At 70.9% G+C, this 22,453-nt stretch carries 24 protein-coding genes; 10 read left to right on the forward strand and 14 right to left on the reverse strand.

Translation table 11 applies throughout. The features are described 5' to 3' along the window. Positions 1-17 precede the first annotated feature (17 nt). Positions 18-275 (forward strand): hypothetical protein, encoded by a 258-nt coding sequence (locus Q9R33_RS13025; RefSeq protein ID WP_056371882.1) that lies wholly within the window; start codon positions 18-20, stop codon positions 273-275. Between the two features lie 25 nt (positions 276-300). Here the strand turns inward: Q9R33_RS13025 and Q9R33_RS13030 are convergent, their stop codons facing one another. Continuing rightward, positions 301-1,086 carry an EAL domain-containing protein gene (locus Q9R33_RS13030; protein ID WP_056371884.1) on the reverse strand — a complete coding sequence of 262 codons (786 nt, stop codon included), beginning with the start codon at positions 1,084-1,086 and terminating at the stop codon, positions 301-303. 135 nt (positions 1,087-1,221) lie between these two features. Here Q9R33_RS13030 and Q9R33_RS13035 point away from each other — a divergent pair, with 135 nt between their 5' ends. Beyond that, positions 1,222-1,533, forward strand: coding sequence for a hypothetical protein (locus Q9R33_RS13035; RefSeq protein ID WP_056371885.1), 312 nt, complete (start codon positions 1,222-1,224; stop codon positions 1,531-1,533). A gap of 65 nt (positions 1,534-1,598) precedes the next feature. After that, positions 1,599-1,904, forward strand: coding sequence for a hypothetical protein (locus Q9R33_RS13040; protein WP_056371887.1), 306 nt, complete (start codon positions 1,599-1,601; stop codon positions 1,902-1,904). A 4-nt stretch (positions 1,905-1,908) separates the two neighbouring features. Here Q9R33_RS13040 and Q9R33_RS13045 read toward each other — a convergent pair whose 3' ends face one another. After that, entirely contained in the window at positions 1,909-2,469 is a 561-nt protein-coding gene (locus Q9R33_RS13045; protein ID WP_056371889.1) for a thioesterase family protein, read from the reverse strand. A 197-nt stretch (positions 2,470-2,666) separates the two neighbouring features. Here Q9R33_RS13045 and Q9R33_RS13050 point away from each other — a divergent pair, with 197 nt between their 5' ends. Together Q9R33_RS13050 and cofE are read left to right on the forward strand one after the other, a co-directional pair. After that, complete coding sequence (locus Q9R33_RS13050) at positions 2,667-3,173, forward strand: GNAT family N-acetyltransferase (protein ID WP_056371891.1); 507 nt, start codon at positions 2,667-2,669, stop codon at positions 3,171-3,173. 102 nt (positions 3,174-3,275) lie between these two features. Continuing rightward, positions 3,276-4,052 (forward strand): coenzyme F420-0:L-glutamate ligase, encoded by a 777-nt coding sequence (cofE, locus tag Q9R33_RS13055; RefSeq protein ID WP_311294040.1) that lies wholly within the window; start codon positions 3,276-3,278, stop codon positions 4,050-4,052. A gap of 151 nt (positions 4,053-4,203) precedes the next feature. Here the strand turns inward: cofE and Q9R33_RS13060 are convergent, their stop codons facing one another. From Q9R33_RS13060 to Q9R33_RS13070, 3 genes are read right to left on the reverse strand one after another with little or no spacing between them, the layout of a single operon-like run. Further along, positions 4,204-5,058, reverse strand: a complete 855-nt coding sequence (locus Q9R33_RS13060; protein WP_311294041.1) for a hypothetical protein — start codon at positions 5,056-5,058, stop codon at positions 4,204-4,206. Further along, positions 5,055-5,765 (reverse strand): response regulator transcription factor, encoded by a 711-nt coding sequence (locus Q9R33_RS13065; protein ID WP_056371896.1) that lies wholly within the window; start codon positions 5,763-5,765, stop codon positions 5,055-5,057. Before Q9R33_RS13065 ends, Q9R33_RS13060 begins: the two co-directional genes overlap by 4 nt. Then, positions 5,753-7,018 carry a histidine kinase gene (locus tag Q9R33_RS13070; protein WP_311294042.1) on the reverse strand — a complete coding sequence of 422 codons (1,266 nt, stop codon included), beginning with the start codon at positions 7,016-7,018 and terminating at the stop codon, positions 5,753-5,755. Before Q9R33_RS13070 ends, Q9R33_RS13065 begins: the two co-directional genes overlap by 13 nt. Positions 7,019-7,251: 233 nt before the next feature. Between Q9R33_RS13070 and Q9R33_RS13075 the strand changes: the two genes are divergently transcribed. Further along, on the forward strand, positions 7,252-7,932 hold the full coding sequence (locus Q9R33_RS13075; RefSeq protein WP_311294043.1) for a pentapeptide repeat-containing protein: 681 nt from the start codon (positions 7,252-7,254) through the stop codon (positions 7,930-7,932). 10 nt (positions 7,933-7,942) lie between these two features. On the opposite strand, the gene Q9R33_RS13080 is transcribed toward Q9R33_RS13075, so the two are convergent. The 3 genes from Q9R33_RS13080 to Q9R33_RS13090 all read right to left on the reverse strand — a co-directional run bounded on the left by Q9R33_RS13080 (position 7,943) and on the right by Q9R33_RS13090 (position 11,426). Next, the gene (locus Q9R33_RS13080) at positions 7,943-8,956 is read right to left on the reverse strand and encodes a cytochrome b/b6 domain-containing protein (RefSeq protein WP_311294044.1); all 1,014 of its coding nucleotides are present in this window, start codon (positions 8,954-8,956) and stop codon (positions 7,943-7,945) included. 717 nt (positions 8,957-9,673) lie between these two features. Beyond that, a complete protein-coding gene (locus tag Q9R33_RS13085; protein ID WP_311294045.1) occupies positions 9,674-10,639 on the reverse strand; it encodes an electron transfer flavoprotein subunit alpha/FixB family protein in 966 nt (321 codons plus the stop codon). Between the two features lie 10 nt (positions 10,640-10,649). Further along, positions 10,650-11,426: an electron transfer flavoprotein subunit beta/FixA family protein gene (locus Q9R33_RS13090; RefSeq protein ID WP_310249232.1), complete on the reverse strand. Its 777-nt coding sequence runs from the start codon at positions 11,424-11,426 to the stop codon at positions 10,650-10,652. 180 nt (positions 11,427-11,606) lie between these two features. Between Q9R33_RS13090 and Q9R33_RS13095 the strand changes: the two genes are divergently transcribed. Further along, positions 11,607-12,143, forward strand: a complete 537-nt coding sequence (locus Q9R33_RS13095; RefSeq protein WP_310249235.1) for a MarR family transcriptional regulator — start codon at positions 11,607-11,609, stop codon at positions 12,141-12,143. 141 nt (positions 12,144-12,284) lie between these two features. On the opposite strand, the gene Q9R33_RS13100 is transcribed toward Q9R33_RS13095, so the two are convergent. The 3 genes from Q9R33_RS13100 to Q9R33_RS13110 form a co-directional block, all read right to left on the reverse strand. Then, positions 12,285-13,076: an enoyl-CoA hydratase gene (locus Q9R33_RS13100; RefSeq protein WP_311294046.1), complete on the reverse strand. Its 792-nt coding sequence runs from the start codon at positions 13,074-13,076 to the stop codon at positions 12,285-12,287. Between the two features lie 188 nt (positions 13,077-13,264). Further along, positions 13,265-14,164, reverse strand: coding sequence for a 3-hydroxyisobutyrate dehydrogenase (gene mmsB / locus Q9R33_RS13105; protein WP_311294047.1), 900 nt, complete (start codon positions 14,162-14,164; stop codon positions 13,265-13,267). Between the two features lie 25 nt (positions 14,165-14,189). Continuing rightward, a complete protein-coding gene (locus Q9R33_RS13110) occupies positions 14,190-15,362 on the reverse strand; it encodes an acyl-CoA dehydrogenase family protein (RefSeq protein ID WP_056371912.1) in 1,173 nt (390 codons plus the stop codon). A 207-nt stretch (positions 15,363-15,569) separates the two neighbouring features. Between Q9R33_RS13110 and Q9R33_RS13115 the strand changes: the two genes are divergently transcribed. Beyond that, positions 15,570-19,394 carry a choice-of-anchor I family protein gene (locus tag Q9R33_RS13115; protein ID WP_311294048.1) on the forward strand — a complete coding sequence of 1,275 codons (3,825 nt, stop codon included), beginning with the start codon at positions 15,570-15,572 and terminating at the stop codon, positions 19,392-19,394. Between the two features lie 52 nt (positions 19,395-19,446). On the opposite strand, the gene Q9R33_RS13120 is transcribed toward Q9R33_RS13115, so the two are convergent. From Q9R33_RS13120 to Q9R33_RS13130, 3 genes are all read right to left on the reverse strand, one after another. Further along, complete coding sequence (locus Q9R33_RS13120) at positions 19,447-19,779, reverse strand: YciI family protein (protein WP_311294049.1); 333 nt, start codon at positions 19,777-19,779, stop codon at positions 19,447-19,449. Positions 19,780-19,885: 106 nt separating this feature from the next. Continuing rightward, entirely contained in the window at positions 19,886-21,268 is a 1,383-nt protein-coding gene (locus Q9R33_RS13125; protein WP_396654105.1) for an MFS transporter, read from the reverse strand. Further along, positions 21,265-21,732, reverse strand: coding sequence for a helix-turn-helix domain-containing protein (locus Q9R33_RS13130; RefSeq protein WP_311294050.1), 468 nt, complete (start codon positions 21,730-21,732; stop codon positions 21,265-21,267). Before Q9R33_RS13130 ends, Q9R33_RS13125 begins: the two co-directional genes overlap by 4 nt. A 122-nt stretch (positions 21,733-21,854) precedes the next feature. Here Q9R33_RS13130 and Q9R33_RS13135 point away from each other — a divergent pair, with 122 nt between their 5' ends. Together Q9R33_RS13135 and Q9R33_RS13140 are read left to right on the forward strand one after the other, a co-directional pair. Beyond that, positions 21,855-22,034, forward strand: a complete 180-nt coding sequence (locus tag Q9R33_RS13135) for a hypothetical protein (RefSeq protein WP_056371919.1) — start codon at positions 21,855-21,857, stop codon at positions 22,032-22,034. Positions 22,035-22,072: 38 nt separating this feature from the next. Further along, positions 22,073-22,444 carry a VOC family protein gene (locus Q9R33_RS13140; RefSeq protein ID WP_311294051.1) on the forward strand — a complete coding sequence of 124 codons (372 nt, stop codon included), beginning with the start codon at positions 22,073-22,075 and terminating at the stop codon, positions 22,442-22,444. The last annotated feature ends 9 nt before the right edge of the window (positions 22,445-22,453 follow it).

Raw genomic sequence — 22,453 nt, forward strand, 5'->3', positions numbered from 1 at the left:
GCAGGTACGCTGGTGCGATGGCGATCGTGAACCGGCTCACCGTGGATGGACGCGACTATTTCCTTCCCGACCCCGTGTCGGAGCTGAAGACCAAGATCCTCGAGGCGATCAAGGCGGGGGGCGGCTATGTGAACATCCCGCCGCTGCGCGGGGGCCCGGGAGTCGACATCCTGTTCTCCCCCGGCATGCCGGTGACGTGGTCGCAGTTCGAGGTCGGCGACACGCCGGCTCCCAGCGACGAGCAGAGCGAGGACCTCGCCGACTACGGGCTCTGAAGCGGGGCCGCGCGCTCCGGTCCGGTCAGACCGCGAGCAGCTCGTCCATCTCGTCGGACGGCATCGGGAGTCCCCACAGGTAGCCCTGCCCGCGGTGGCAGCCGCGACGGCGGGAGCGCTCGAGGTGGGCCACGGTCTCGATGCCTTCCGCCAGCACCCGCCATCCGTGCTCGGCGCTGCTCGCGACCACGGCGGCGATCGCGTCGTCGGCTTCGGCATCCGTCCGCTGCGTGAGTGATCGGTCGATCTTCACCTCGTCGATCGGAAGGGCCTCCAGCATCGCCACGGTGGTGTCACCGCCGGCGTAGTCGTCGACCGAGATCGAGACCCCGACGGACCGCAGCGTCTGCATCGCGGTGAGCATCTCCGGACGCAGCTGCGGCGTCGGAGCCTCGGTGATCTCGATCGTGATGCCGGCAGGGTCGATGCCGAGCCGGTCCAGCCGCGCCACCACCGTGTCGGCGTACCGGGTGGAGAAGTGCGCGGGAGACGCGTTCACCGCGAGACCGAGCGGGTGTCCCGACCCGCGCCACCGCATCACGCGCTCCGCCGCCCGGTCGAACACCTGCAGATCCACCTCGTCGAGGAAGTGCCCCTGCTCCGCGAGGGGGATGAACGTGTCGGGCGGGACCGCGCCGAGGTGCGCATGGGTCCAGCGACAGAGCGCCTCGACGGCGACGGGGTCCGTCGGCTCCGGGGCGTCGGGTGGGCCCGCCGGATCCAGGTCGTACTGCGGCTGGAAGGCGATCCACAGCTCGCCGGTCGAGAGCGCGGCGCGCAAGTCACGGGTGAGCTGGAGGGGACGGGGCATGCCACCAGCGTCGAGGACGTTCGCGTCGAGGCGCAACACCAGACAAATGCGGCGAAACGGCGTATCATGTCGCGCACCCTCGGCCGGAGACGCGATCCGACTCGTCACGATGCCCCGAGGGCTAAGGTGGGACCGATGGGCACGCTCACCTACGACACCCGCGTCACGACGTCGATCGACGATCGGATCCTCGCGCATCTGCAGGCGGTCATCTGGGCCAAGCTGCGACGCGGCGAGTCGTTCCCTTTCACGTGGAGCGACCCGACCCGCGCCGGCCTCGGACGCACCTCGGTGTGGCTGAGCCCGAACGTCTCGCTGGCGTTCGAGTACTTCGGCGGCCGCCAGCCTCGCCTCAATCCCGCGTGGGTGGACGCCCTCGCCAAAGCGGCGAACTCACCCGCGGGCCTCACGATCGTGCCCGAGCCCGACAACCCCGCAGCACCTTAAATAGGCGCGGCCGGCGTTCCTGTCAAGACCCGGGGTCGGCGTCGACGCGTGCTTAGCGTGGACGCATGACACAGCACACCGAAGACCGGGCTGGTGAGATCCACTGGTCCACCCCCGAGCGCGGCTCCTGGGCCGCTGACCGCTTCGGACGCCAGGTGGGCGGGGTGACGCGGGACGAACGCGGCTATGTGGCGACTCGCGGTGGCCGGACCCTCGGCCGCTACCGTTCCCTCGACGCCGCGCTGGACGCCGTCGATCACCGCAGCTGGACCCACCTGCAGCCGAGCCGCTACTGGACCCTGCTGCTCGCGACCATCAACGTGGGCATCCTCGCCGCGATGTCGCTGATCGCGACGGCGATCCTGCGCTGACGCCTCAGCCCCAGACGCTGGGCGCCTCCGCGCGCGTGGGAGGCAGAGCGGATGCTGCCGCCCAGTCGTGCACCCACGCATCCACCTCTGGGACCCCTTCGGGGCGGCCGATCGCGGCGAAGAGCTCCTCGTGCGACAGCGTCCCCCCGGACCGCTTCATCATGCGGGCGCGGATGATCGCGCGGGCGTACACCTCGCCGCCGACCACCGCACGATGCTCGAGGTAGACGGCCTTGTCGTCGTGCCCGATCATGCGCGATTCGACGTCGAACTTCTGCCACAGATTGAGCGACTTGCGGAAGGTCACCGTCTCGCTCGAGACCACGGCGTACCAGCCGTAGGTCTTCATGACGTCCCACAGGCCCGTCCGCACGAGGAGGTCCCACCGGCCGAGGTCGAACAGCGAGAGGTAGCGCCCGTTGTTCATGTGACGCAGAAGGTCGATGTCGGTGAGCAGGGTCGTGAGCCGGATCCGGCTGATCTCGCTCGGACCGAGTCGTCCGCCGCGCCGCAGCCTCCGCCGCGCGGTCACCATCACGATCAGGGTCCGCCACATCACGTTCACGAGGTGCGATCGTAGCGATCCTCGACGAGTCCGCCGATTCGGTTGTGGATTCCCGACAGCTTCCGTCGGGCGCCCGCTCAGATCGGTGCGCTGTGAGATTCGAAGATCCTCCGGGGCGCAGCATCCGTTCGTCACCCCTCGTTCACCGGGCGTTGCCCCGATTTCGGGTCTCGCGCCGACGCGCGTAGAGTCTGGCCATGGAAGCCGAAACCCAGACCGACATCGTCGTCCGTCCGGTGCGTGACGTCGACGCGGAGGCCCTCGGGCGCGTCCACGCGACCGCCTGGCACGAGACGTACGACCACCTCATCAGCAAGGCCGCCCTCGAGGCCGTCTCGCCCAAGCGTCTCGCCGAGCTCTGGACCCACTGGGCCGTCCAGGGTCCCGAGTTCAAGATGTTCGCCGCCCTCGTGAACGGCGACATCGTCGGATTCGCAGGCTCCGGCCCCGCCCGCGACAAGGACGCGCCGCGCTTCCGCGAGCTGTACTTCATCTACCTGCTCGACGCCCACCACGGCACCGGCATCGGCCAGAAGCTCTTCGACGCGGTCGTCGAGCCCGCCGAGGGCCTGTACCTGTGGGTCGCCGACGACAACCCCCGCGCGCACCGCTTCTACACGCGCAACGGCTTCGCGCTCGACGGCGCGACGCACACCGAGCCCTTCCTCGGCGAGACCCTCACCGAGGTGCGCTTCGTGCGCTGATCCACCGCTGTCCCGTGGGGGCGTGTCCGGTTCGCCGGATACGCCCCCACGACGTTTCCGACGGCGGAGCAGGAGCGCCCGCGCATCCGGAAGACTGGACCCATGCCGCCTCGCACCGCGCTCACCGTCTGGCCCCTCGAGGGAATTCCCGAGATCGAGGCGGGCGCCGACCTCGTCGATGTGATCGCCCGCGCGGCGGGTGACGAGCTCCTGGACGGCGACATCCTCGTGGTGACGTCGAAGATCGTCTCGAAGGCGGAGGGGCGCTTCGTCATCGCCGACGACCGGGAAGACGCCATCACTTCCGAGACCGTGCGGGTCGTGGCATCCCGCACCACCCCCCACGGCTCCACGACGCGCATCGTCGAGAACCGCCTCGGCATGGTCTCGGCAGCGGCCGGCGTCGACGCGTCCAACACCCCCGAGGGCACGGTGCTCCTGCTGCCCGTCGACCCCGACGCCTCCGCACGGGCGATCGCCGCGGGCCTGCGCGGGCGCCTCGGCGCCGAGGTCGGCGTCATCGTCTCCGACACGCTCGGCCGCGCCTGGCGCGAGGGCCAGACCGATCACGCGATCGGCGCCGGCGGCGTGCACGTCTTCGAGGACCTGCGCGGAGGGACGGATGCCGAGGGCCGCCCGCTGGTCGTCACGATGCCGTGCGTCGGGGACGAGCTCGCGGCCGCAGCGGACCTCGTCAAGGGCAAGGCGACCCGGCGCCCCGTCGCCGTGGTGCGCGGCCGCGCCGACCTCGTCGGCGCCCTGGATCTTCCCGGCGCCCGTTCGATCGTGCGCCCGCTCGAGAAGGACATGTTCCGCCTCGGCGCCGACGAGGCCTACGCCGAGGGATTCGCCGCGGGCGCAGCATCCGTCTCCTCCTGACCCCCGATCCCGCGCCACCCGATCGCCCCGCCGACTTCCTCGAACGGGGGTGGCGGACCCCGAAGACGCGGACCGACCCGCCGTCGCAGAGCCGCGACGACGGGTCGGAAGGAGTGCGGGCGGTCAGCTCCCGGACTTCGATGCGGGGCGGTCAGCTCCCGGACTTGAGCACGGCCTGGCCCGCGGAGACCTGCACGTCGATCGTGCGGGACGCGCCAGGCGTCGAGCCGATGCTGTTGTCGAACTGACCGGCCGAGACCTCCGCGCGCACGTCGTACTCGCCCTCGGGCACCGTGAGCCGCAGCGAACCGGCGCTCACGTCGAGCTCGACCGCGTCCGGCGCGGTGCCGGTCAGGGTCGCGTCGAGCGAGCCCGCGCTCACGGTGAGGTCGGCTTCGCGCACGCCGTCGAGCTCGAGCGTTCCGCGTCCGGCGCTGACGTCCGCGCTGAGCGACTCCGCCGATCCCGTCACGTCGAACGAGCCGGCCGCGAGCGAGAGGTCCAGCTGGCCGAACTCGCCGTCGGTCACGAACTCGCCGGCCGCCAGCGAGATGTCGGCGTCCAGTCCTTCCAGCGACGCCGGCAGCCGCAGCACGGCATCCGCTCCCCCGTCGCCGAACCATCCGCGCCAGCCGAACCAGTCGCGGTCGGGCGACGAGACCTGCAGCGTGTCGCCGTCGCGCTCGAGCCTCCAGTCTCCGGCGCCCCATGAGCTCGTCACCTCGAGCTCGGCTTCCCGCACGTCCGAGAACTCGACGCGCAGCGTGCCGGCCGCGGCGTCGACGTCGAGCTCGTCGACGCCGGCGGCGTCGGCCGTGCGGGTGGAGGTGTGGACCGAGGCCGAGGCGATGGTCCCGACGGCGGCCGAGATCGCCGCGCCCAGCAGCACGATGCCGCCCAGCACGATCACGACGATCGCGACGGCGCGCGATCGTCCAGAGGAGGGCCGCGGCGGCTCGGCGGGGGTGCCCGGCGCCACGGGAGGAGGGGTCAGGGTCGTGCTCATCGGTTCGTTCCTGTCTGCGGCCCACGGCCGCTGGGTGTGGGGGGAGCCGGCGGCGTCGGGCCGCCGTGCTCGAGGTGGGCGATCGCGGCGAGCACGCGCCGGTTGCCCGATTCGTCGGGTTCGAGGTCCAGCTTTTGGAAGACCGCGGTGATGTGCTTCTCGACACTGCCCTCGGTGACGTGCAGCGTCTTGGCGATGGCCTGGTTGGAGCGTCCTTCCGCGATGAGCGCGAGCACCGAGGCCTCGCGTTCGGTGAGGCGCAGCATCCGTTCGTCCCTCGTCCTGCGGCTGAGCAGCTGCGCGACCACCTCGGGGTCGAGCACCGTGGCACCGGCCGCGATGCGCTCGATCGCCTCGAGGAAGTCGGTGACGTCGGCCACGCGGTCCTTCAGGAGGTAGCCGAGGGCTCCGCCGCTGGACGAGATCAGATCTGCGGCGTAGCGCTCCTCGACGTACTGCGAGAGCACGAGCACCGCGAGCTGGGGCAGGCGCGCCCGCAGCGACAGGGCCGCGCGGATGCCCTCGTCGACCCACGTGGGCGGAAGCCTCACGTCGAGGATGCACAGGTCGGGCGCCGTCTCGTCGACGGTCTCGTCGAGACGCGACGCGTCGGGAAGGGCGGCGACCACCTCGTGGCCGGAGTCCTCGAGCACCCGCACCAGGCCGGCGCGCAGCAGCGCCGAGTCCTCGCAGATCAGGATGCGCACGGGATGCTCACCTCCACGCTCGTCGGACCGCCGGCGGGGCTGTCGATGCGGGCCTCGCCGCCGGCCGCGAGGACGCGGTTGACGATGCCGTCGAGGCCGCCGCCGGGGATGATCCGCGCGCCGCCCACGCCGTTGTCTTCGACGCGGGCCCAGAGCGTCCCGGGCTCGCGCAGTCGTGCGACCACGCGCACCTCGGTCGCCCGCGAGTGCTTGGCGGCGTTGGTGAGGGCCTCGGCGATCACGAAGTAGGCGGCGGCCTCGGTGTCACGGCTGCAGCGGCCGTCCAGGCGCACATCGGTGTGCACGGGCACCACCGACCGCGCGACGAGGGCCGAGATGGCGGCGTCGAGACCGCGATCGTCGAGGACGGAGGTGTGGATGCCGCGGGCCAGCTGCCGCAGTTCCGTGATGGCCGCCTTCGTCGAGGTGTGCGCCTCGGTGATGAGGGCCTTGGCGGCCTCCGGGTCGGCGTCGATCTTCTGCTGCGCGAGCCCGAGGGTCATTCCGACGGACACGAGGCGCGGCTGGACGCCGTCGTGGAGGTCGCGCTCGATGCGCGTGCGCTCGACGTCGGCGGCGCGGACCGCGCCGGCGTGCTGCTGGCTCGACATGCGTGCCGCGGCGGCGAGCTGGGCCTCGCGCGAGGGCACCATGATCGCCCGCGCGATGATGCCGTGCAGCACGCCGAGTCCGATGAGCGCGGCGGCCGAGAAGAGCGCCGCGAAGATGCCCACGGGGACCGCCCACGCGAGCGGCACCTCGATGCCGGTGCGCGCGAGCCGCACAGCGCTCGCGTCGGCGAACAGCGGCGCGAACACGAGGACGGCGCCCGAGACCAGGAGTCCGGCGAGGGCCACGACGACCCACCCGAGGATCGTCGCGATCGCGAGGTTCGCGATCGCGCGCCACGTGCCGGGGTCGATCGCCTGCATCCAGATCGTACGCAGGAACCCGCCGAAGCCGGGGCGGCCGCTGGTCCGCGGACGCAGCCGCGCAAGCCCGAACCGGTAGAGCCCGTCGACCCGCTCGGTCTCGAGCCAGCCGAGCGCGAAGAGCACGTAGACGAGCCCGACGAGCACCACCAGGCCGATGCCGATCACGAACACCAGGCCGATGCCGACGCCGAGCAGCGTGAAGAGGAGGGAGAAGGCCGCAGCGCCGATGACGCCGAGGGCCGCGAGCTGCGCGATGGCGCCCGCCACCTGGGCGGGCCGCGTCACCGGGTGGACGTGAGGAGAGTCCGAGGAGGTCATGTCACCAAAGTTAGGCGCGCGCGCCGCGCCGCGCGCCCGAGGCACCCGGAGACTTCTCTTCGGGTTATCCCCCCTCCCCAGAGCCGCCTCGGGGCGGATCGCTGTGGAGTTCAGGGCGCACGACGTCCGCTGGGGGCGCGTGCCGCGCGCCCCGAATGCACGCGGCGAGCCCCAAACCCCAACCGACACACCTCCGCGGGCGGGCGTCGGTGGCACGGGCTAAGGTTGCGGCGATGCCAGCTGCCAGATCCCGCAAGACCCAGGGCACCCAGCCTCCCTCCTTCGACTTCGACGAATCGTCGCTGGGCGCGCTCGATCCCGGCGACGACGAGATGCTCGACGCCGGGCGCCTCGACGGTGTCGTGTACTCGGGCATCGCCCGCGACGCCTGGCAGCTCGAGTCGGGCGCCACCGTCGAGGCGTGCCGGTTCGACGGCCTCGATCTCGGAACATGGGCGCTCCACGGCGCCCACCTGGTCGAGTCCGTCTTCGCCGGCGCCAACGTGCCCGCGGTCTCGGCCGCACGCGGCGGCTGGCGCGATGTCGAGCTCCGCGACAGCCGGTTCGGCTCCGTCGAGGCCTACGACGTGGCTTGGCGCGGCATCCGATTCACCCGTTGCAAACTCGGCTACGTGAACCTCCGCGGGGCCGAGCTGCTCGACGTCGCCTTCGTCGACTGCACCATCGACGAGATCGACCTGCTGGGTGCCTCGGCCCGCCGCGTCGCGTTCGACGGCGCCCGCATCGGCACGCTGAACGCCAGCGGCGCCCGGCTCACCGACGTCGACCTGCGCGGGGCCGACCTCGGTCAGATCGTCGGGATGGCGGGCCTCCGCGGCGCGACGATCTCGCCCGAGCAGCTGCAGCTCATGGCGCCCGCCCTCGCAGACCTCGCCGGCATCGTCGTCGAGTAGCCCGGTCGCGTCAGCGGCCGGAGACCTTGCCGAACAGGCGGGCGATCGGCGCCAGCACGAGCGGCCGCGCGGCCACCCAGGCGGCGGCGATCACGACGAGGGATGCGACGAAGAACCAGAATCCGGTCCAGTTGTCGGCGTATGCGTTCGGATCCGTCGAGCCCTGCGCCGCGTACATGTGGTTGAGGTTGCGCAGCGCCCCGGTCGCGAACACCAGGAACACGTGCACCGCGATGAAGACCACGAAGTAGAGCATCACGGGGAAGTGCACGGCGCGCGCCCACTCCACCGGGTACGCCTTGTTCAGCCCGGTCGCGTTCTTCGGCCAGACGTGGCTCATCCGCACCCCCGTCGCGATCGCGAGGGGTGCGGCGAGGAACACGGTGGCGAAGTAGGCCAGCTGCTGCAGCGAGTTGTAGTTCACCCACCCGTTCTCGGTCGGCCAGTCCAGCGACACGTACTGCAGCGCCGCCGAGACGGCGTTGGGGAACACCGCCCACGACGTGGGCACGATCTTCATCCATTGGCCTGTCACGAACAGCAGCACCACGAAGATCACGCCGTTGACGATCCACAGGATGTCGAGCGACTGATGGAACCAGAGGTTCAGGCTCATCTTGCGCCGGCCGTTGCTGCGCGGCGACCAGAACACGCTCGGCCGCTTCTCGGTGCGCACCTGCAGTCCGGTGCGGATGATCAGCACCATCAGGAACACGTTGAAGAAGTGCTGCCACCCGAGCCACGCCGGGATGCCGACCGGCGCCCCCTCGGGCAGGTGGTACTCGCCCGGGTAGGCCGCGAGGAAGTCCACGCCCCACTCGGTCGACAGCAGCCAGCGCACCGCGAAGACCGCCATGCCGGCCGCGTACAGCAGTCCGGCGCCGCCGACGATCACCGCGCCGGCCCACTGGCCCCGGGTGAACGGTCCGATCCGCTTCGGCTCCGCCTTCGCCGCCGGATGGGTCTTGGCGGTGGCACCGGCCCACACCGTGCGCCGGAACGGCAGCGGCTGCGTCAGCGGCACGCCCGTCGCGGTCGCGGTCGCCGGTCGTTGAGCGTAGGGCGCTCTGGCGCCCGAAGTCGAAACGTCGCCGATCTCGGGCTGCTCGTCGGTGCGGGGCGTTTCGACTCCCTCATTCCTCGCTCGCCCAACGAGCGAGGAACGGGGAGGGGCGACGGAGGCCGGCGGCCACGGCTCGCCGCCTGCGACGCGGGGCAGACCGCGCCGCAGTGCCGTGGCACCGTCGCCGGCTGCGGTCGCAGCTGACCCCGGAGCGACAGCGCGCGTGGTGGCCGGGACTCGCTGCGGCACCGCCGTCGAGTCCGGCCCCAGCTGTTCCGCAGTCACTTCTGGTGCATGATCCGTCTCGGCACTCGCCGCAAGCGACTGCGGAACCCTCGGCGCTCCCCCGGCGGGCGGCCAGGGCTCTCCACCGGGCACGCGCGGCAGACCCCGGCGCAGCGTGACCGCACCCCGCGGTTCCGCAGTCACCTTCGGCGCGGCATCTTCCTGCGCACCCGCCACAACCGACTGCGGAACTGGATGACCGGGGGTCGCGACGCGCGGGGTCGAGGAATCCGAATTCCCCTGCTGCGCCACCTGGGTGGCGGCGACCTCGGCTGCTGGCCCCGCACCGTTGCCGTTCGCGCCGGGCGCGGCGCCGGCGGGCGGCCAGGGCTCGCCGCCGGGCACGCGTGGCAGGCCGCGGCGCACCGAGGAACCGAACGTCGCCATACCGGGTTACGCCTTCTTCGCCTCGAGCGCGGCGATCAGCTGCGGCACGACCGTGAACAGGTCGCCGACCACGCCGAAGTCCGCGATCTCGAAGATCGGGGCGTCGGCGTCCTTGTTGATCGCGACGATGGTCTTCGCGGTCTGCATGCCGGCCTTGTGCTGGATCGCGCCCGAGATTCCGAGCGCGACGTACAGCTGCGGCGACACCGAGACGCCAGTCTGCCCGACCTGGTACGAGTACGGCACGTAGCCGGCGTCGACGGCCGCACGCGACGCGCCGATCGCGGCGCCGAGCGCGTCGGCCAGCTGCTCCACGAGTTCGAACTTCTCGCCGGACCCGAGTCCGCGTCCGCCCGACACCACCTTCGCCGCGCCGCGCAGCTCGGGGCGCGTCGACGACACCACGGCCTCGTCGACCGAGGTCACGGTCGCGGCGCGACGGCTCGAGGCGCGCACCTCGAGCGGCTCCGCCTCGACGCCGGCGACCGCATCGGCGCGGGCGTCGATCGACCCCTGCCGGATCGTGATGACCGGCGCACCCCACGTGACGGCCGAGTCGACGTTGTACGCGCCGCCGTAGACCGAGTGGTGCGCGACGACGCCTTCCGCGTCGCGCGAGACGCCGACGGCATCCACCGCGACGCCCGAACGGGTGCGGGCGGCGTATCGGCCGGCGACCTCGCGGCCCTCCACCGAGTTCGCCACCAGGATCGCGTCCGGGCGCACCAGGTCGGCGGCCTCCGTCAGCGCGTCCACGCGCGGGACCGACAGTCCCTCGCCGGCCGGCGCGACCAGCACCGACGCGGCACCGAGGGCCGCAGCATCCGTCGCCAATGCGGCATCGCCGACGAGCACCGCGACCGGCGTGCCCACCGAGGCGGCAGCACCCAGCAGCTCGGCCGCCGTCTTGGCGAGCCCGCCCGACGGCGTGGTGTCGAGGAGGACCAGGATCGAGTCATCTGCGAACGTCATGGGTGCCACCTCACGCGAGCCGGTTCTGGATGAGGAAGTCCGCGAGCTTCTGGCCCGCGTCCCCCTCGTCGACGATCTTGACGCCGGCCTCGCGCGGCGGCTTCTCACTGAGCGCGATCACGATCGACCGCGACGCACCCGGATCGTGCGGATCGATCTCGAGCTCGGCGAGCGACAGGGTCTCGAACGGCTTCTTCTTCGCCGCCATGATGCCCTTGAAGTTGGGGAAGCGCGCGTCGGGTAGCGCCTCGGTGATCGAGATCACCGCCGGGAGCGCCGCCGTCACCTGCAGCGTCGCCCCGTCCGAGGCGCGCGTGCCGAGCACCTCGCCGTCACGGATCTCGACGGAGCTCAGATACGTCGCCGACGGCACGTCGAGGATCTCGGCCACCATCGCAGGGATGATCCCGCCCACTCCGTCGGTCGACAGGTTGCCGCCGATCACCAGGTCGAACCCGGTGCGCTGCAGCGCCGCGGCGAGCACCTCGGCGGTGAGTCCCAGGTCGGCGCCGAGCAGTCCCTCGTCGACGACCTGCACGGCCGACGCGGCGCCCATCGCGAGCCCCTTGCGCACCGTCGCCGCCGACGACTCCGGCGTCATCGAGAGCACGACCACCTCGGTGTCCGGCGTCTTGTCGGCGTACGACAGGGCCACCTCGAGCGCCCGCTCACCGATCTCGTCGAGCACCGTCTCGCTCGCGCCGCGATCGGCCAGGCCGGTCTCGAGCGACAGCTTGCGATCCCCATAGGTATCCGGGACTTCCTTGACCAGGACGACGATCTTCATACGATCTCCTCACGCTGGGCACGAGTCTATGGCTCGCGCCGCAATGTACCCAATCCCGCGAAATGAACCGGCGATGACCGACCCGTTGCCCGCCGTGTGTATACATAAGCCGCCGTTTCGCGGCATCCGCGTGTCCGTTGTCAGCCTGGTCGACCGGTACGGTGGAGCGAGGAGGTCGACATGGCAGCACCCAAGCGTCTTCCGGTCGACCCGATCGCCGAAGCCAAGCGCCAGTGGATCGCCCATGGCTGGGAGGACGCCGCCGCGGGCATGACCGCCGTGACCTCGATCATCCGCGCGCAGCAGCTGCTGTTCGCGCGCATCGACACCGCTCTGAAGCCGTTCGGCCTGTCGTTCGCACGGTACGAGATGCTGCGCCTGCTCGGCTTCACGAGGGAGGGACGGATGCCGATGGCCAGCGCCATCGCCCGCCTGCAGGTGCACCCGACCAGCGTCACGAACACCGTCGACCGCCTGGCCCGTGACGGTCTCGTCTCGCGCGAGCCGCACCCCGGCGACGGCCGCGCGGCGATGCTCGTGCTCACCGACACCGGGCGCGAGCTCGTGGAGCGCGCGACCACAGCCCTCAACACCGAAGTCTTCGAGGATCCCGGGCTCACCGACGCCGACACGACCGAGCTCGTGCGGATCATCGCGCGATTCCGCAAGGACGCCGGCGACTTCACCGAGCCCCGTCCTCAGCCCGACCCCCTCTGACCGGGCGATAGAGAGCCCGACCGCCGGTCGTCGAGCGAGCGAGGAACGAGCGAGACGAAACGCCCCGAACCCGGCGCAGTCCGCGAGCTCGAGGCGTTTCGACTCGCAAGCTCGCTCAACGACCGGAAAGTCGGAGCCACATCAGCGCCCCTTGAACTCCGGGGCGCGCTTCTCGCGGAAGGCGGCCATGCCCTCCTTCTGGTCCTCGGTGTCGAAGAGACTCGCGAACACGTGCTTCTCGAGGCGCAGCCCCTCGGCCATCGGGGTCTCCAGCGCGGCGTCCAGCACGGCCTTCGCGGCGTACAGCGACGGGAGGCTCTTCGACGCGATCGCCTCAGCGGTCTTCTGCGCCTCGGCGAGCAGGTCGGCCGCGGGCACGACGCGCGAGGCGAGTCCCGACCGCTCGGCTTCCGCAGCATCCATCATCCGTCCCGTGAGGATGAGCTCGGCGGCCTTGTAGTAGCCGACCGCGCGGATGAGGCGCTGCGAGCCGCCCATGCCGGGGATCACGCCGAGGTTGATCTCGGGCTGCCCGAACTTCGCGGTGTCGGCCGCGAGGATGATGTCGCACATCATCGCGAGCTCGCACCCGCCGCCGAGCGCATAGCCCGAGACGGCCGCGATCACCGGCGTGCGCACGGCGGCGAACTGCGTCCAGCCGCCGAAGTGGTCGCCCATCAGCATCTCGAGCCCGTTCTTGGACTCCATCTCCTTGATGTCGGCGCCCGCGGCGAACGCGCGCTCCGAGCCGGTCACGACGATCGCGCCGATCCCCTCGTCGGCATCGAAGACGGATGCCGCGGCCACGACGTCGCGGCACACCTGCGAGTTGAGCGCGTTGAGCGCCTCCGGCCGGTTGAGGGTGATCCACCCGACCCGGCCTCGCGTTTCGACGAGGATCGTCTCGTACTCGGTCGCCCGGTCCTCGGTCATCTCTGCTCCTTCGGTTGGGTCGTCCTGATCGTAAGGCCTCGGCTCCGCAGTCACTTCGTGCGGGTGTCCTTTGGATATCGACGCACAAACTGACTGCGGAGCGGAGAACGCATTCGGGCGCCGACGGCGGGCCCCGTACTGAGCGGGCGGCGCCGCAGAAGCGACCGCGGGGGGGCAGGGGGCGGGGGTCAGTCCGAGAACTCGCGGATCGAGTTGATGATGCCGGAGAAGTCCTGGCCCGCGCCGGGGCCGTCCGCGTAGTGGGCGTAGATCTCGCGCGCGAGCATGCCCATGCGGGCATCCACCCCGGTGAGCTCGATCGCCTGCTCGGCGAGCCCCAGGTCCTTGTTCATGAGGGCGCCCGCGAAGCCCGGCTGGTAGTCGCGGTTCGCGGGGCTGGTCGGCACCGGACCCGGCACGGGGCAGTTCGTCGTCAGCGCCCAGCACTGGCCCGACGCGTTCGACGCGACGTCGAAGAGGGCCTGGTGCGAGAGTCCCAGCCGCTCCCCCAGCACGAACGCCTCGGCCACCGCGATCTGCGACACCGCGAGGATCATGTTGTTGCAGACCTTCGCGGCCTGGCCGAGCCCGGCACCTCCGCAGTGCACGACACGGCGGCCCATCGCCTCGAGCAGGGGCTGTGCCGCCTCGAAGTCGTCGTCCGTGCCGCCGACCATGAACGCGAGCGTCGCGTTCTCGGCGCCGACGACCCCGCCCGACACCGGGGCGTCGAGCGAGCGGTGCCCGGCGGCCTCGGCGAGCGCGTGCGCGGCGCGCGCCTCGTCCACGGCGATCGTCGAGCAGTCGATGAACAGCGCTCCGGATGCTGCGACCCCGAGGAGTCCCGGCGCCCCGCCGGAGCCCCGATAGGCCTCGAGCACCTGCGTGCCGGTCTGGAACATCGTGATGACGACGTCCGCGGCGGTGGCGGCATCCGTCCCCGAATCCGCGACGGTCAGCCCCGCCTCTCGCGCCGCGTCGACCGCGGCGGGGAAGACGTCGAAGCCGACGACCTCGTGTCCGCTGCCGGCGAGATTCCGCGCCATGGGCAGGCCCATATGGCCGAGCCCCAGGAATGCGACCTTCATGTCGGACCTCCTCGTCCTGAGATCGTCAGTGCGCGAGCAGCTGGCGGCCGATGATCACGCGCATGATCTCGTTCGTCCCCTCCAGGATCTGATGCACACGCAGATCGCGCACCACCTTCTCGATCCCGTACTCGTGGAGGTAACCGTAGCCGCCGTGCAGCTGCAGCGCCTGGTTCGCGACGGTGAAGCCCGCGTCCGTGGCGAACCGCTTGGCCATCGCGCACTGCATGGAGGCGTCGGGTGCCTTCGCGTCGAGGGCGGCGGCGGCATCGCGCACCAGCGCCCGCGCCGCGCGCAGCTCGGTGGCCATGTCGGCGAGCGCGAACACCACGGCCTGCTTCTCGGCGAGCGGCTCGCCGAACGTGAAGCGCTCGTGCACGTAGGTCACCGCGCGGTCGAGCGCCCACTGCGCGCCGCCCAGCGAGCACGCGGCGATGTTGATGCGGCCGCCGTCGAGCGCCGACATCGCGATCTTGAACCCCTGGCCCTCGCCGCCGAGGATGTTCGCGACGGGCACGCGCACCTCGTCGAGGATCACCTGCCGCGTCGGCTGGGCGTTCCAGCCCATCTTGTGCTCGAGCTGCCCGAACGACAGCCCGGCGGTCTCGGCCGGCACGAGGAACGCGGTGATGCCGCGGGCGCCGGCATCGGCATCCGTGCGGGCCATGACGATGTAGACGGATGCCTCGCCCCCGCCGGAGATGAACTGCTTGACTCCGGTCAGCACGTACTCGTCGCCCGACCGGATCGCGCTCGTGGCGATCGCGGCGGCGTCGGACCCTGCACCCGGCTCGGTGAGGCAGTAGCTGCCGAAGCCCTGCATCGAGGTCAGGAGCGGAAGCCACTCCTGGCGCTGAGCGTCGGTGGCGTACGTGTCGATCATCCACGCCACCATGTTGTGGATCGAGATGTAGGCGGCGATGGCGGGGTCGCCCTTCGCCAGCTCCTCGAAGATCGCAGCCGCATCGGAGCGCGAAAGGCCCGAGCCCCCGACATCCTCGCGGACGTAGATGCCGCCGAGACCGAGCTCGCCGCCGAGACCCAGCGTCTCGCGAGGGAAGTGCGATGCCCTGTCCCACTCCAGCGCGTGCGGCGCGAGTTCGGACTGTGCGAAATCGCGCACGGCTTCGATGATGGCGGCGCGCTCGTCCTCGCTGATGGCGACGGGAGCGAGCACGGGGACAGGGGTGGCGTCCATTACGTCTCTCCGGTGAGTCAGGGTGACGGCTTCGTCACGGCTTCCAGAATACTAGGACATCCATGTAATTGCTCGGTAATCCGTGCACCCTGGTCGTCGTATCCCGTTCACCCTGGGGTCACCTTCGCTAGAGAGGCTCGAACCGATTCGGTCTGGACGCTGGGTTCCGTTCCGTGTCGCACCCGTCACCCCCTCAAGAGGACACGCATGCCTTCGCATCTTCTCCGCCGCGCCGTCGCGTTCACCGCGACGACCGCGGCCGTCTGCGCGCTCGCGCTGACCAGCAGCACCGCGGCATCCGCCGCGCTCGTTCCGGACTACTTCAGCGACTCCGCCCCGAACGCCGCACTCGCGCTGACCCCGCTCGGCACCCACGAGTCCGGCGTCTACGGGGAGTCCGCCGCCGAGATCGTCCAGGCCTACCGCGACCGTCTGTTCGTGGTCAACGCGCAGGCCGGCACGGTGGTCGTGCTCGACAACACCGACCCCGAGCACCCGACCGAGCTGTTCTCGATCGCCTCGACGGGCGTCGCGAACTCCCTCGCCGTCCGCGACGACGGACTCGGGGTCGTCGCCTTCGAGGCCGAGCAGAAGACCGACAAGGGTCACCTCGTGTTCTTCGACGCGAACAAGGACTCGGCCGAAGCGGCGGTGCTCGGAGAGGTCGAGGTCGGAGCCCTTCCCGACATGGTCACCGTCTCGAAGGACGGCAAGTACGCGGTCGTGGCGAACGAGGGTGAGCCTGCCGACGACTTCTCGCTCGACCCCGAGGGCTCGGTCAGCGTCGTGACGCTTCCGGCCGGCGTCGCCGCCCCGGCCCAGAGTGCGGTCAAGACCGCCGGCTTCGGCGCCTTCGAGGCCGGCGGCGCCAAGCCGCTCGACGCCAAGGTGCGCGTGTTCGGCCCCGACGTCGCGGCACCCGACCAGGGCGGCAAGCCGCTCACTGCCAACCGCGTGAGCCGCAACCTCGAGCCGGAGTACATCACGGTCGACGGCAGCACGGCGTACGCGGCGCTGCAGGAGGCCAACGCGATCGCGGTCATCGACCTCACCAAAGCCGAGGTCACCTCGATCCTCCCGCTCGGGTACAAGGACTACGGCGCCGCGGGCAACGGTCTCGACGCGAGCGACCGCGATCCGCAGGGCGCTCCGACCGTCAACATCAAGACCTACCCCGGCCTCAAGGGCCTCTACATGCCCGACGGCATCCAGTCGTTCCAGGCGACCGTCGGCGGCAAGACCGCGACGTACCTCGTCACCGCGAACGAGGGCGACGCGCGCGAGTGGGGCGTGGAAGACACCGACTCGTACTTCATCGACGAGGCCCGCATCAAGGACCTCGGCAAGGACGGCCTCGCCGGCATCTGCGCGACCGGGCCGCTCTCCGAGATCGCGAACATCCAGAAGGACGACGTCCTCGGTCGCCTCAAGGTGGTCACCGACCTCGGCAAGGCCGACGGCGCCGACTGCTACAGCGAGCTGTACGCCTACGGCGGTCGCTCGTTCTCGATCTGGGACACCAAGGGCAACCTGGTGTTCGACTCGGGCGACGACTTCGAGCAGATCACGTCGCAGATCCCGGACCTGGTCTTCAACGCCAGCAACGACAACAACAACAGCAACGACCGCAGCGACGACAAGGGCCCCGAGCCCGAGAATGTCACGGTCGGCGTCGTCGGCGGCAAGATCTACGCCTTCGTCGGCCTCGAGCGCGTCGGCGGCGTGATGGTCTACGACATCACCGACCCCGCGGCAGCGCAGTACGTCACCTACGTCAACAACCGCGACTTCACGCAGGATGTGAAGACTTCCGCGGCCGGCGACCTCGGCCCCGAGGGCATCCAGTTCATCTCGGCGCTGCGTTCGTCGACGGGCACCCCGCAGCTCGTCGTGGGCAGCGAGGTCTCGGGCACCACCACCGTGTGGGACGTCGCGCAGCTCACCGCCTCGCAGCCCGACGTGCGCGTGCTGACGATCAACGACTTCCACGGGCGCCTCGTGCAGGAGACCGGCGGAGTCGCGGGTGCGGCGGTGCTCGCGGGCGCGGTCGACAAGTACCGTCAGCAGAACCCGAACACGCTGTTCGTCTCGGCCGGCGACAACATCGGCGCCACGGCGTTCGAGTCGTTCATCGACGACGACGACCCGACGATCGACGCGCTGGTCGCGGCCGGCCTCGATGCCAGCGCGGTCGGCAACCACGAGTTCGACCAGGGCTTCGACGACCTGGTGAACGACGTCATCCCGAGCTACGAGGGCGACGAGAACGCCGATGCGATGAGCGACTTCGCCCTCGGCGCGAACGTGTTCGAGAAGGGCACGGACGTCCACGCGCTGCAGCCGTACACGATCAAGACGGTGAACGGCACGAAGATCGCGTTCGTCGGCGTCGTCACGACGCAGACGGCCGGCATGGTGAGCCCCGACGGCATCGCCGGCATCGAGTTCCGCGACCTGGTCGACTCGGCCAATGACGCGGCGGCGGATGCTGTGGCGGAAGGCGCCGACGTCGTCATCCTGCTCGCCCACGAAGGGGCCGCGGGCTCGGCGCTCGAGGCCAGCCAGTCAGACGACGCGTTCGGCGACCTCGTCCAGAACGCCTCCGGCGACATCGACGCCATCGTCTCGGCGCACACCCACCAGCGGTACGCGCACGAGATCGGCGGTCGCCCCGTCATCCAGGCCCACCAGTACGGCACCGCGCTCGGCACGCTCGACATCGAGCTGACCGAGTCGGGCGAGCTCGGGTCGATCACCGGCGGCACCGTGTCGCTGTACGACTCGGTCGTGAGCCAGCACGTCGCGTACCCGCAGGCCGAGACGACGTCGATCGTCGACGAGGCCGTGAAGGTCGCGAACGAGAAGGGCCAGGTGCAGGTCGGCTCGATCACGGCTGACATCCTCCGGGGCAAGACCTCGACCGGCAGCGAGGACCGCGGCGCGCACTCCACGCTCGGCAACACCGTCGCCGACGTCTACCTGTGGGCGACGAGCGAGAACCCTGCCTACGGCGGCGCCGACGCGCAGATCGCCTTCATGAACCCGGGCGGCCTGCGCAACGACCTGCTGTTCGGCGACGACAACGGCGCGATGTCGTACCGCGAGGTCGCGAACGTCCAGCCGTTCGGCAACACCCTGGTCACGCTCGACCTGACGGGCGCGCAGATCAAGGAGATCCTCGAGCAGCAGTGGCAGCCCGACGGCGCGTCGCGCCCGAAGCTCGCCCTCGGCGTCTCGAAGGGCTTCACGTTCGAGTACGACCCGGCTGCCACCCGCGGTGCGCACGTCGTGTCGATGCAGTACCAGGGTGAAGAGGTCGACCCGACGGACACCTTCCGCGTCGTGACGAACTCGTTCCTCTCGGCCGGTGGCGACAACTTCTTCTCCTTCGCCGACGGCACGAACGTGCTCGACTCGGGTCAGATCGACCTCCAGGCGACGGTGGACTTCTTCGCCGCCGCCGGCGGACCGGTCGCGCCGTCGCCCGCGAACCGCGCGTACCTGATCGGCGAGCAGCCTCCGGTCGAGGGCACCGACCCGGGCACGGACCCCGGCACGGACCCGGGCACCACCACCCCGCCCACGCCCGTGAACCCCGGCGGCAACCCGCCGGCGGCGGGCGTTCAGCGCGGCGGTGACTGGGCGCGGGTCGACGTGGGCTCCGGTCGCGTCGAGCAGGGTGGCACGCTGCGCGTCTCGCTCTCGGGCCTCGTGCCCGGCCAGACGGTGGCCGCGACGCTGTTCAGCGACCCGGTCGTGGTCTCGGGCATTCCGGCCGCCGACGCGCAGGGCCGCCTCAGCTTCACCGTGGCGATCCCGTCGCACATCGCGCTCGGCGACCACCGCCTGGTGATCACGTCGGCGGGTCTCGACCCGATCGAGGTGGGCGTCACGGTCGTGGCTCCCGGGGCCCTCGCCGCGACCGGCTCGGAGTTCCCGTGGGGCATCGCGGTCGGCGGCGCAGCGCTGCTGATGGTCGCAGGCTCCGCGCTCTTCGTGATCCGCAAGCGTCGCGAGAGCACCACGGACTGACACACCGCACACGAGGCGGCCCCCACCTCCGGGTGGGGGCCGCCTCTTCGCGTCACTGGTCCCAGACCATGAACGGGCGCAGTTCGAGCTGGCCGTTTCGTGCCATCGGATGCCGCGACGCGATCTCGATCGCCTCCTCCAGGTTCTCGACCTCGAGGATGTCGAAGCCGCAGATGACCTCGGCCGTCTCGACGTACGGACCGCGGCTGGTGAGCACCTTCCCGCCGCGCACCCTCACCACCGTGGAGTCGGCCTGCGGCGCGAGCACCTCGCCGATGACGCGCTTGCCGCTGGCGTCGAGCGGGTCGACCCACAGGTCGACGTCGGACTCGTCGGTCTCGGCATCGGGCTCGAGCGACGTGACGACGAACATCATGTACTTCATGGGGTGATCCTTCCGGTTGTGGGCGGCCGTCCGCCAGCCTCACTCCGGTCGTCGCATGACCGACGACGATGTCGACACTTCCGCACAGGATTCTCTCGGCGCGTCCTCACCGCAGCACACGCGACCGCGGCCGGCGCGCGATCGCACCGCTGATCACCGCCGCGACGACGCACAGACCGGCCGCCGCGAACCACGCGACGGTGTACTGCCCGGTCTGGTCGCGCACGATGCCGGCGAGCACCGACGCGATACCTGCCCCCACCTGGTGCGCGGCGAACACCCAGCCGAACACCAACGGCCCGCGGTCGCCGAAGATCTCGCGGCACAGCGCGATCGTCGGCGGCACGGTCGCGACCCAGTCGAGTCCGTAGACGACGATGAACACGACGATGCTCGGCTGCACGGTCGACGACAGCAGGCTCGGCAGGAAGAGCAGGCTCACGCCGCGACCCGCGTAGTAGACGGCGAGGAGGATGCGCGGGTTCACGCGGTCCGTCAGCCAGCCGGAGAGGACCGTTCCCGCGATGTCGAAGATGCCGACGACCGCGAGCAGTCCCGCGGCGGTGGTCTGCGGCATCCCGTGATCATGCGCGCTCGGGATGAAGTGGGTGCCGACGAGACCGTTCGTCGTGGCGCCGCAGATGGCGAATCCCACGACGAGGGCCCAGAACGCCCGCACCTTCGACGCATCGCGCAGCGCCCGCAGCGCCATCGCGGCGGCGCCCTCACCGCGCGCGGCGCGGACGGGCGGCACGGCCGCCCGCTCGACCGGAGGCGCGTCGGGCTCGCCGTAGCGGCCGACGCCGAGATCCGATGGCCGATCCCGCAGCAACGCGAGCACGAGCGGCACCACCAGCAGCGCTCCGCTCGCGATGACGAGCGACGCGATACGCCACCCGTAGTCCTCGGCCGCAACGGCGATGACCGGCAGGAAGATGAGCTGCCCTGTGGCGCTGCCGGCGGTGAGCACGCCCGAGACCAGCCCTCGCCGCTTCGCGAACCACGTGTCGGTCACGGTCGCCGCGAACACGAGCGCCATCGAGCCCGTGCCCAGTCCGATCAGCAGCCCCCACGTGAGCAGCAGCATCCACGGCGCCGTGACGAACACCGTGAGCGCAGCCCCCGCTGCGATGAGCATGAGCGCGGTCGACGTCACCGCGCGGATGCCGAACCGCTGCATCAGCGCGGCGGCGAAGGGGGCGGTGAGCCCGAAGAGCAGCAGGTTCAGCGTGACGGCGACCGACATCTCGGTGAGCGACCAGCCGAACTCTTCCTCGAGCGGCAGCATCAGGACGCCGGGCGCCGCACGGAAGCCCGCCGCGCCGATCAGCGCGACGAGCGCGGTCGCGGCGACGAGCCAGGCGGGATGGATCCGACGGCCGCGAGGAACGGTCCCCACGCCCCCTCCACTCGCCGCTGGCGCGTCGAGCGGAGCCTCCGGGCGCGTGGGCCCGGCTGCCCCCTCCTCGCGCTCGTCGGCCCTGCTCATGCTGAAGCTCCCACATGCAGGCGGAAAGGCTGTCCGCCCATGCTGCGCCGCGCCCACGTCGTGGTCGTGGCGTCGAGAGGCAGGGCGCACGACGCGCACCAGTCCGCAGCATCCGCCACCGTCCCGCACCGCGCGCAGGCGATCGTGAGGCCCCACGGGCCATCGGGGTCGACCGCCTGTGTGAACCGCGCGTAGGCGTGCAGCACCGGGAGCGCCTGCGCACCCTTTTCGGTGACGCGGTAGCCCGACGCGCGGTCGCGCTCGAGGAGACCGGCGTCGACCATCCCGAGCAGGCGCCGCGCGAGAACGCTGTCGGCGGCGCCGGTCGCGTCGCGCAGCTCCTCGAAACGGGCACGCCCCGACAGCGTCTCGCGCAGGATCAGCAGAACCCACGGGTCGGCGAGCACGTCGGCGGCGTGGGCGATCGGGCATGTCGAGCCCGACCAGTCGGAGCGGAGCGGCATGGGCCAACTTTCTTGAAGAAAGCTCGCGCTGTCAAGTGGGCCGCAGAGATCATCCTCCGGGGGGACCCGTATGAGACTCCCGGCTGACGCGGCCGCGCGGTCCGCTCCGTAGCGTCGAAGGCATGGTCAGCACCACATCCACTGTCCCGGTCACCCGCCACCGCGAGCTGTCCACCGCCGCAGCACTGCTCCTCACGATCGGCGGCAACATCGTCGTCGTGACGATCGCCGCGATCGGAGCGGCAGGCGTCGCCGCAGCCGCAGTGGCCGTGTTCGGCCCGCAGCTGATGGAGCTCCTCTAGCACTGTCGACCCGCGGGGCGTCGCGCTAGCCTGCCGGGATGAGCGAGCGCGCCGTCCCGATCCTCCTCAGCCGCGACCTCGCCGAAACGCTCTCGTTCTTCGAACGGCTCGGGTTCGAGAACCGCGGTGCCCCGCCCGAGGAGTGGCAGTACCTCATCATCGGCCGCGGCGCGATCGAGCTGCACTTCTCCGAGGATCCGTCGGTCGACCCGCTGACCACCGCCTCGATGTGCTACCTGTACGTCGACGATGCGAGGCGGCTCCACCACGAATGGGCCGGCCTCGTCGAGCCCGACCCGCCGACCGGCAGTCGCATCGAAGCCCCGGTCGACACCGACTACGGCATGTGCGAGTTCGCGGTCGTCGACCGGAACGGCAATCTGCTGCGCATCGGGTCCCCACTCCCCTGAGCTCGCGCC

Origin of the sequence: Microbacterium sp. PRC9 (assembly GCF_031844125.1) — a bacterium.
Taxonomy (GTDB): Bacteria; Actinomycetota; Actinomycetes; order Actinomycetales; family Microbacteriaceae; genus Microbacterium.

Excerpts from the sequence above, each read along its gene's own strand:
- Q9R33_RS13025 (WP_056371882.1), top strand. The coding sequence starts at position 18 with ATGGCGATCGTGAACCGGCTCACCGTGGATGGACGCGACTATTTCCTT.
- Q9R33_RS13030 (WP_056371884.1), bottom strand. The coding sequence starts at position 1,086 with ATGCCCCGTCCCCTCCAGCTCACCCGTGACTTGCGCGCCGCGCTCTCG.
- Q9R33_RS13035 (WP_056371885.1), top strand. The coding sequence starts at position 1,222 with ATGGGCACGCTCACCTACGACACCCGCGTCACGACGTCGATCGACGAT.
- Q9R33_RS13040 (WP_056371887.1), top strand. The coding sequence starts at position 1,599 with ATGACACAGCACACCGAAGACCGGGCTGGTGAGATCCACTGGTCCACC.
- Q9R33_RS13050 (WP_056371891.1), top strand. The coding sequence starts at position 2,667 with ATGGAAGCCGAAACCCAGACCGACATCGTCGTCCGTCCGGTGCGTGAC.
- cofE (WP_311294040.1), top strand. The coding sequence starts at position 3,276 with ATGCCGCCTCGCACCGCGCTCACCGTCTGGCCCCTCGAGGGAATTCCC.
- Q9R33_RS13060 (WP_311294041.1), bottom strand. The coding sequence starts at position 5,058 with ATGAGCACGACCCTGACCCCTCCTCCCGTGGCGCCGGGCACCCCCGCC.
- Q9R33_RS13070 (WP_311294042.1), bottom strand. The coding sequence starts at position 7,018 with ATGACCTCCTCGGACTCTCCTCACGTCCACCCGGTGACGCGGCCCGCC.
- Q9R33_RS13075 (WP_311294043.1), top strand. The coding sequence starts at position 7,252 with ATGCCAGCTGCCAGATCCCGCAAGACCCAGGGCACCCAGCCTCCCTCC.
- Q9R33_RS13085 (WP_311294045.1), bottom strand. The coding sequence starts at position 10,639 with ATGACGTTCGCAGATGACTCGATCCTGGTCCTCCTCGACACCACGCCG.
- Q9R33_RS13090 (WP_310249232.1), bottom strand. The coding sequence starts at position 11,426 with ATGAAGATCGTCGTCCTGGTCAAGGAAGTCCCGGATACCTATGGGGAT.
- Q9R33_RS13095 (WP_310249235.1), top strand. The coding sequence starts at position 11,607 with ATGGCAGCACCCAAGCGTCTTCCGGTCGACCCGATCGCCGAAGCCAAG.
- Q9R33_RS13100 (WP_311294046.1), bottom strand. The coding sequence starts at position 13,076 with ATGACCGAGGACCGGGCGACCGAGTACGAGACGATCCTCGTCGAAACG.
- mmsB (WP_311294047.1), bottom strand. The coding sequence starts at position 14,164 with ATGAAGGTCGCATTCCTGGGGCTCGGCCATATGGGCCTGCCCATGGCG.
- Q9R33_RS13110 (WP_056371912.1), bottom strand. The coding sequence starts at position 15,362 with ATGGACGCCACCCCTGTCCCCGTGCTCGCTCCCGTCGCCATCAGCGAG.
- Q9R33_RS13115 (WP_311294048.1), top strand. The coding sequence starts at position 15,570 with ATGCCTTCGCATCTTCTCCGCCGCGCCGTCGCGTTCACCGCGACGACC.
- Q9R33_RS13120 (WP_311294049.1), bottom strand. The coding sequence starts at position 19,779 with ATGAAGTACATGATGTTCGTCGTCACGTCGCTCGAGCCCGATGCCGAG.
- Q9R33_RS13125 (WP_396654105.1), bottom strand. The coding sequence starts at position 21,268 with ATGAGCAGGGCCGACGAGCGCGAGGAGGGGGCAGCCGGGCCCACGCGC.
- Q9R33_RS13130 (WP_311294050.1), bottom strand. The coding sequence starts at position 21,732 with ATGCCGCTCCGCTCCGACTGGTCGGGCTCGACATGCCCGATCGCCCAC.
- Q9R33_RS13135 (WP_056371919.1), top strand. The coding sequence starts at position 21,855 with ATGGTCAGCACCACATCCACTGTCCCGGTCACCCGCCACCGCGAGCTG.
- Q9R33_RS13140 (WP_311294051.1), top strand. The coding sequence starts at position 22,073 with ATGAGCGAGCGCGCCGTCCCGATCCTCCTCAGCCGCGACCTCGCCGAA.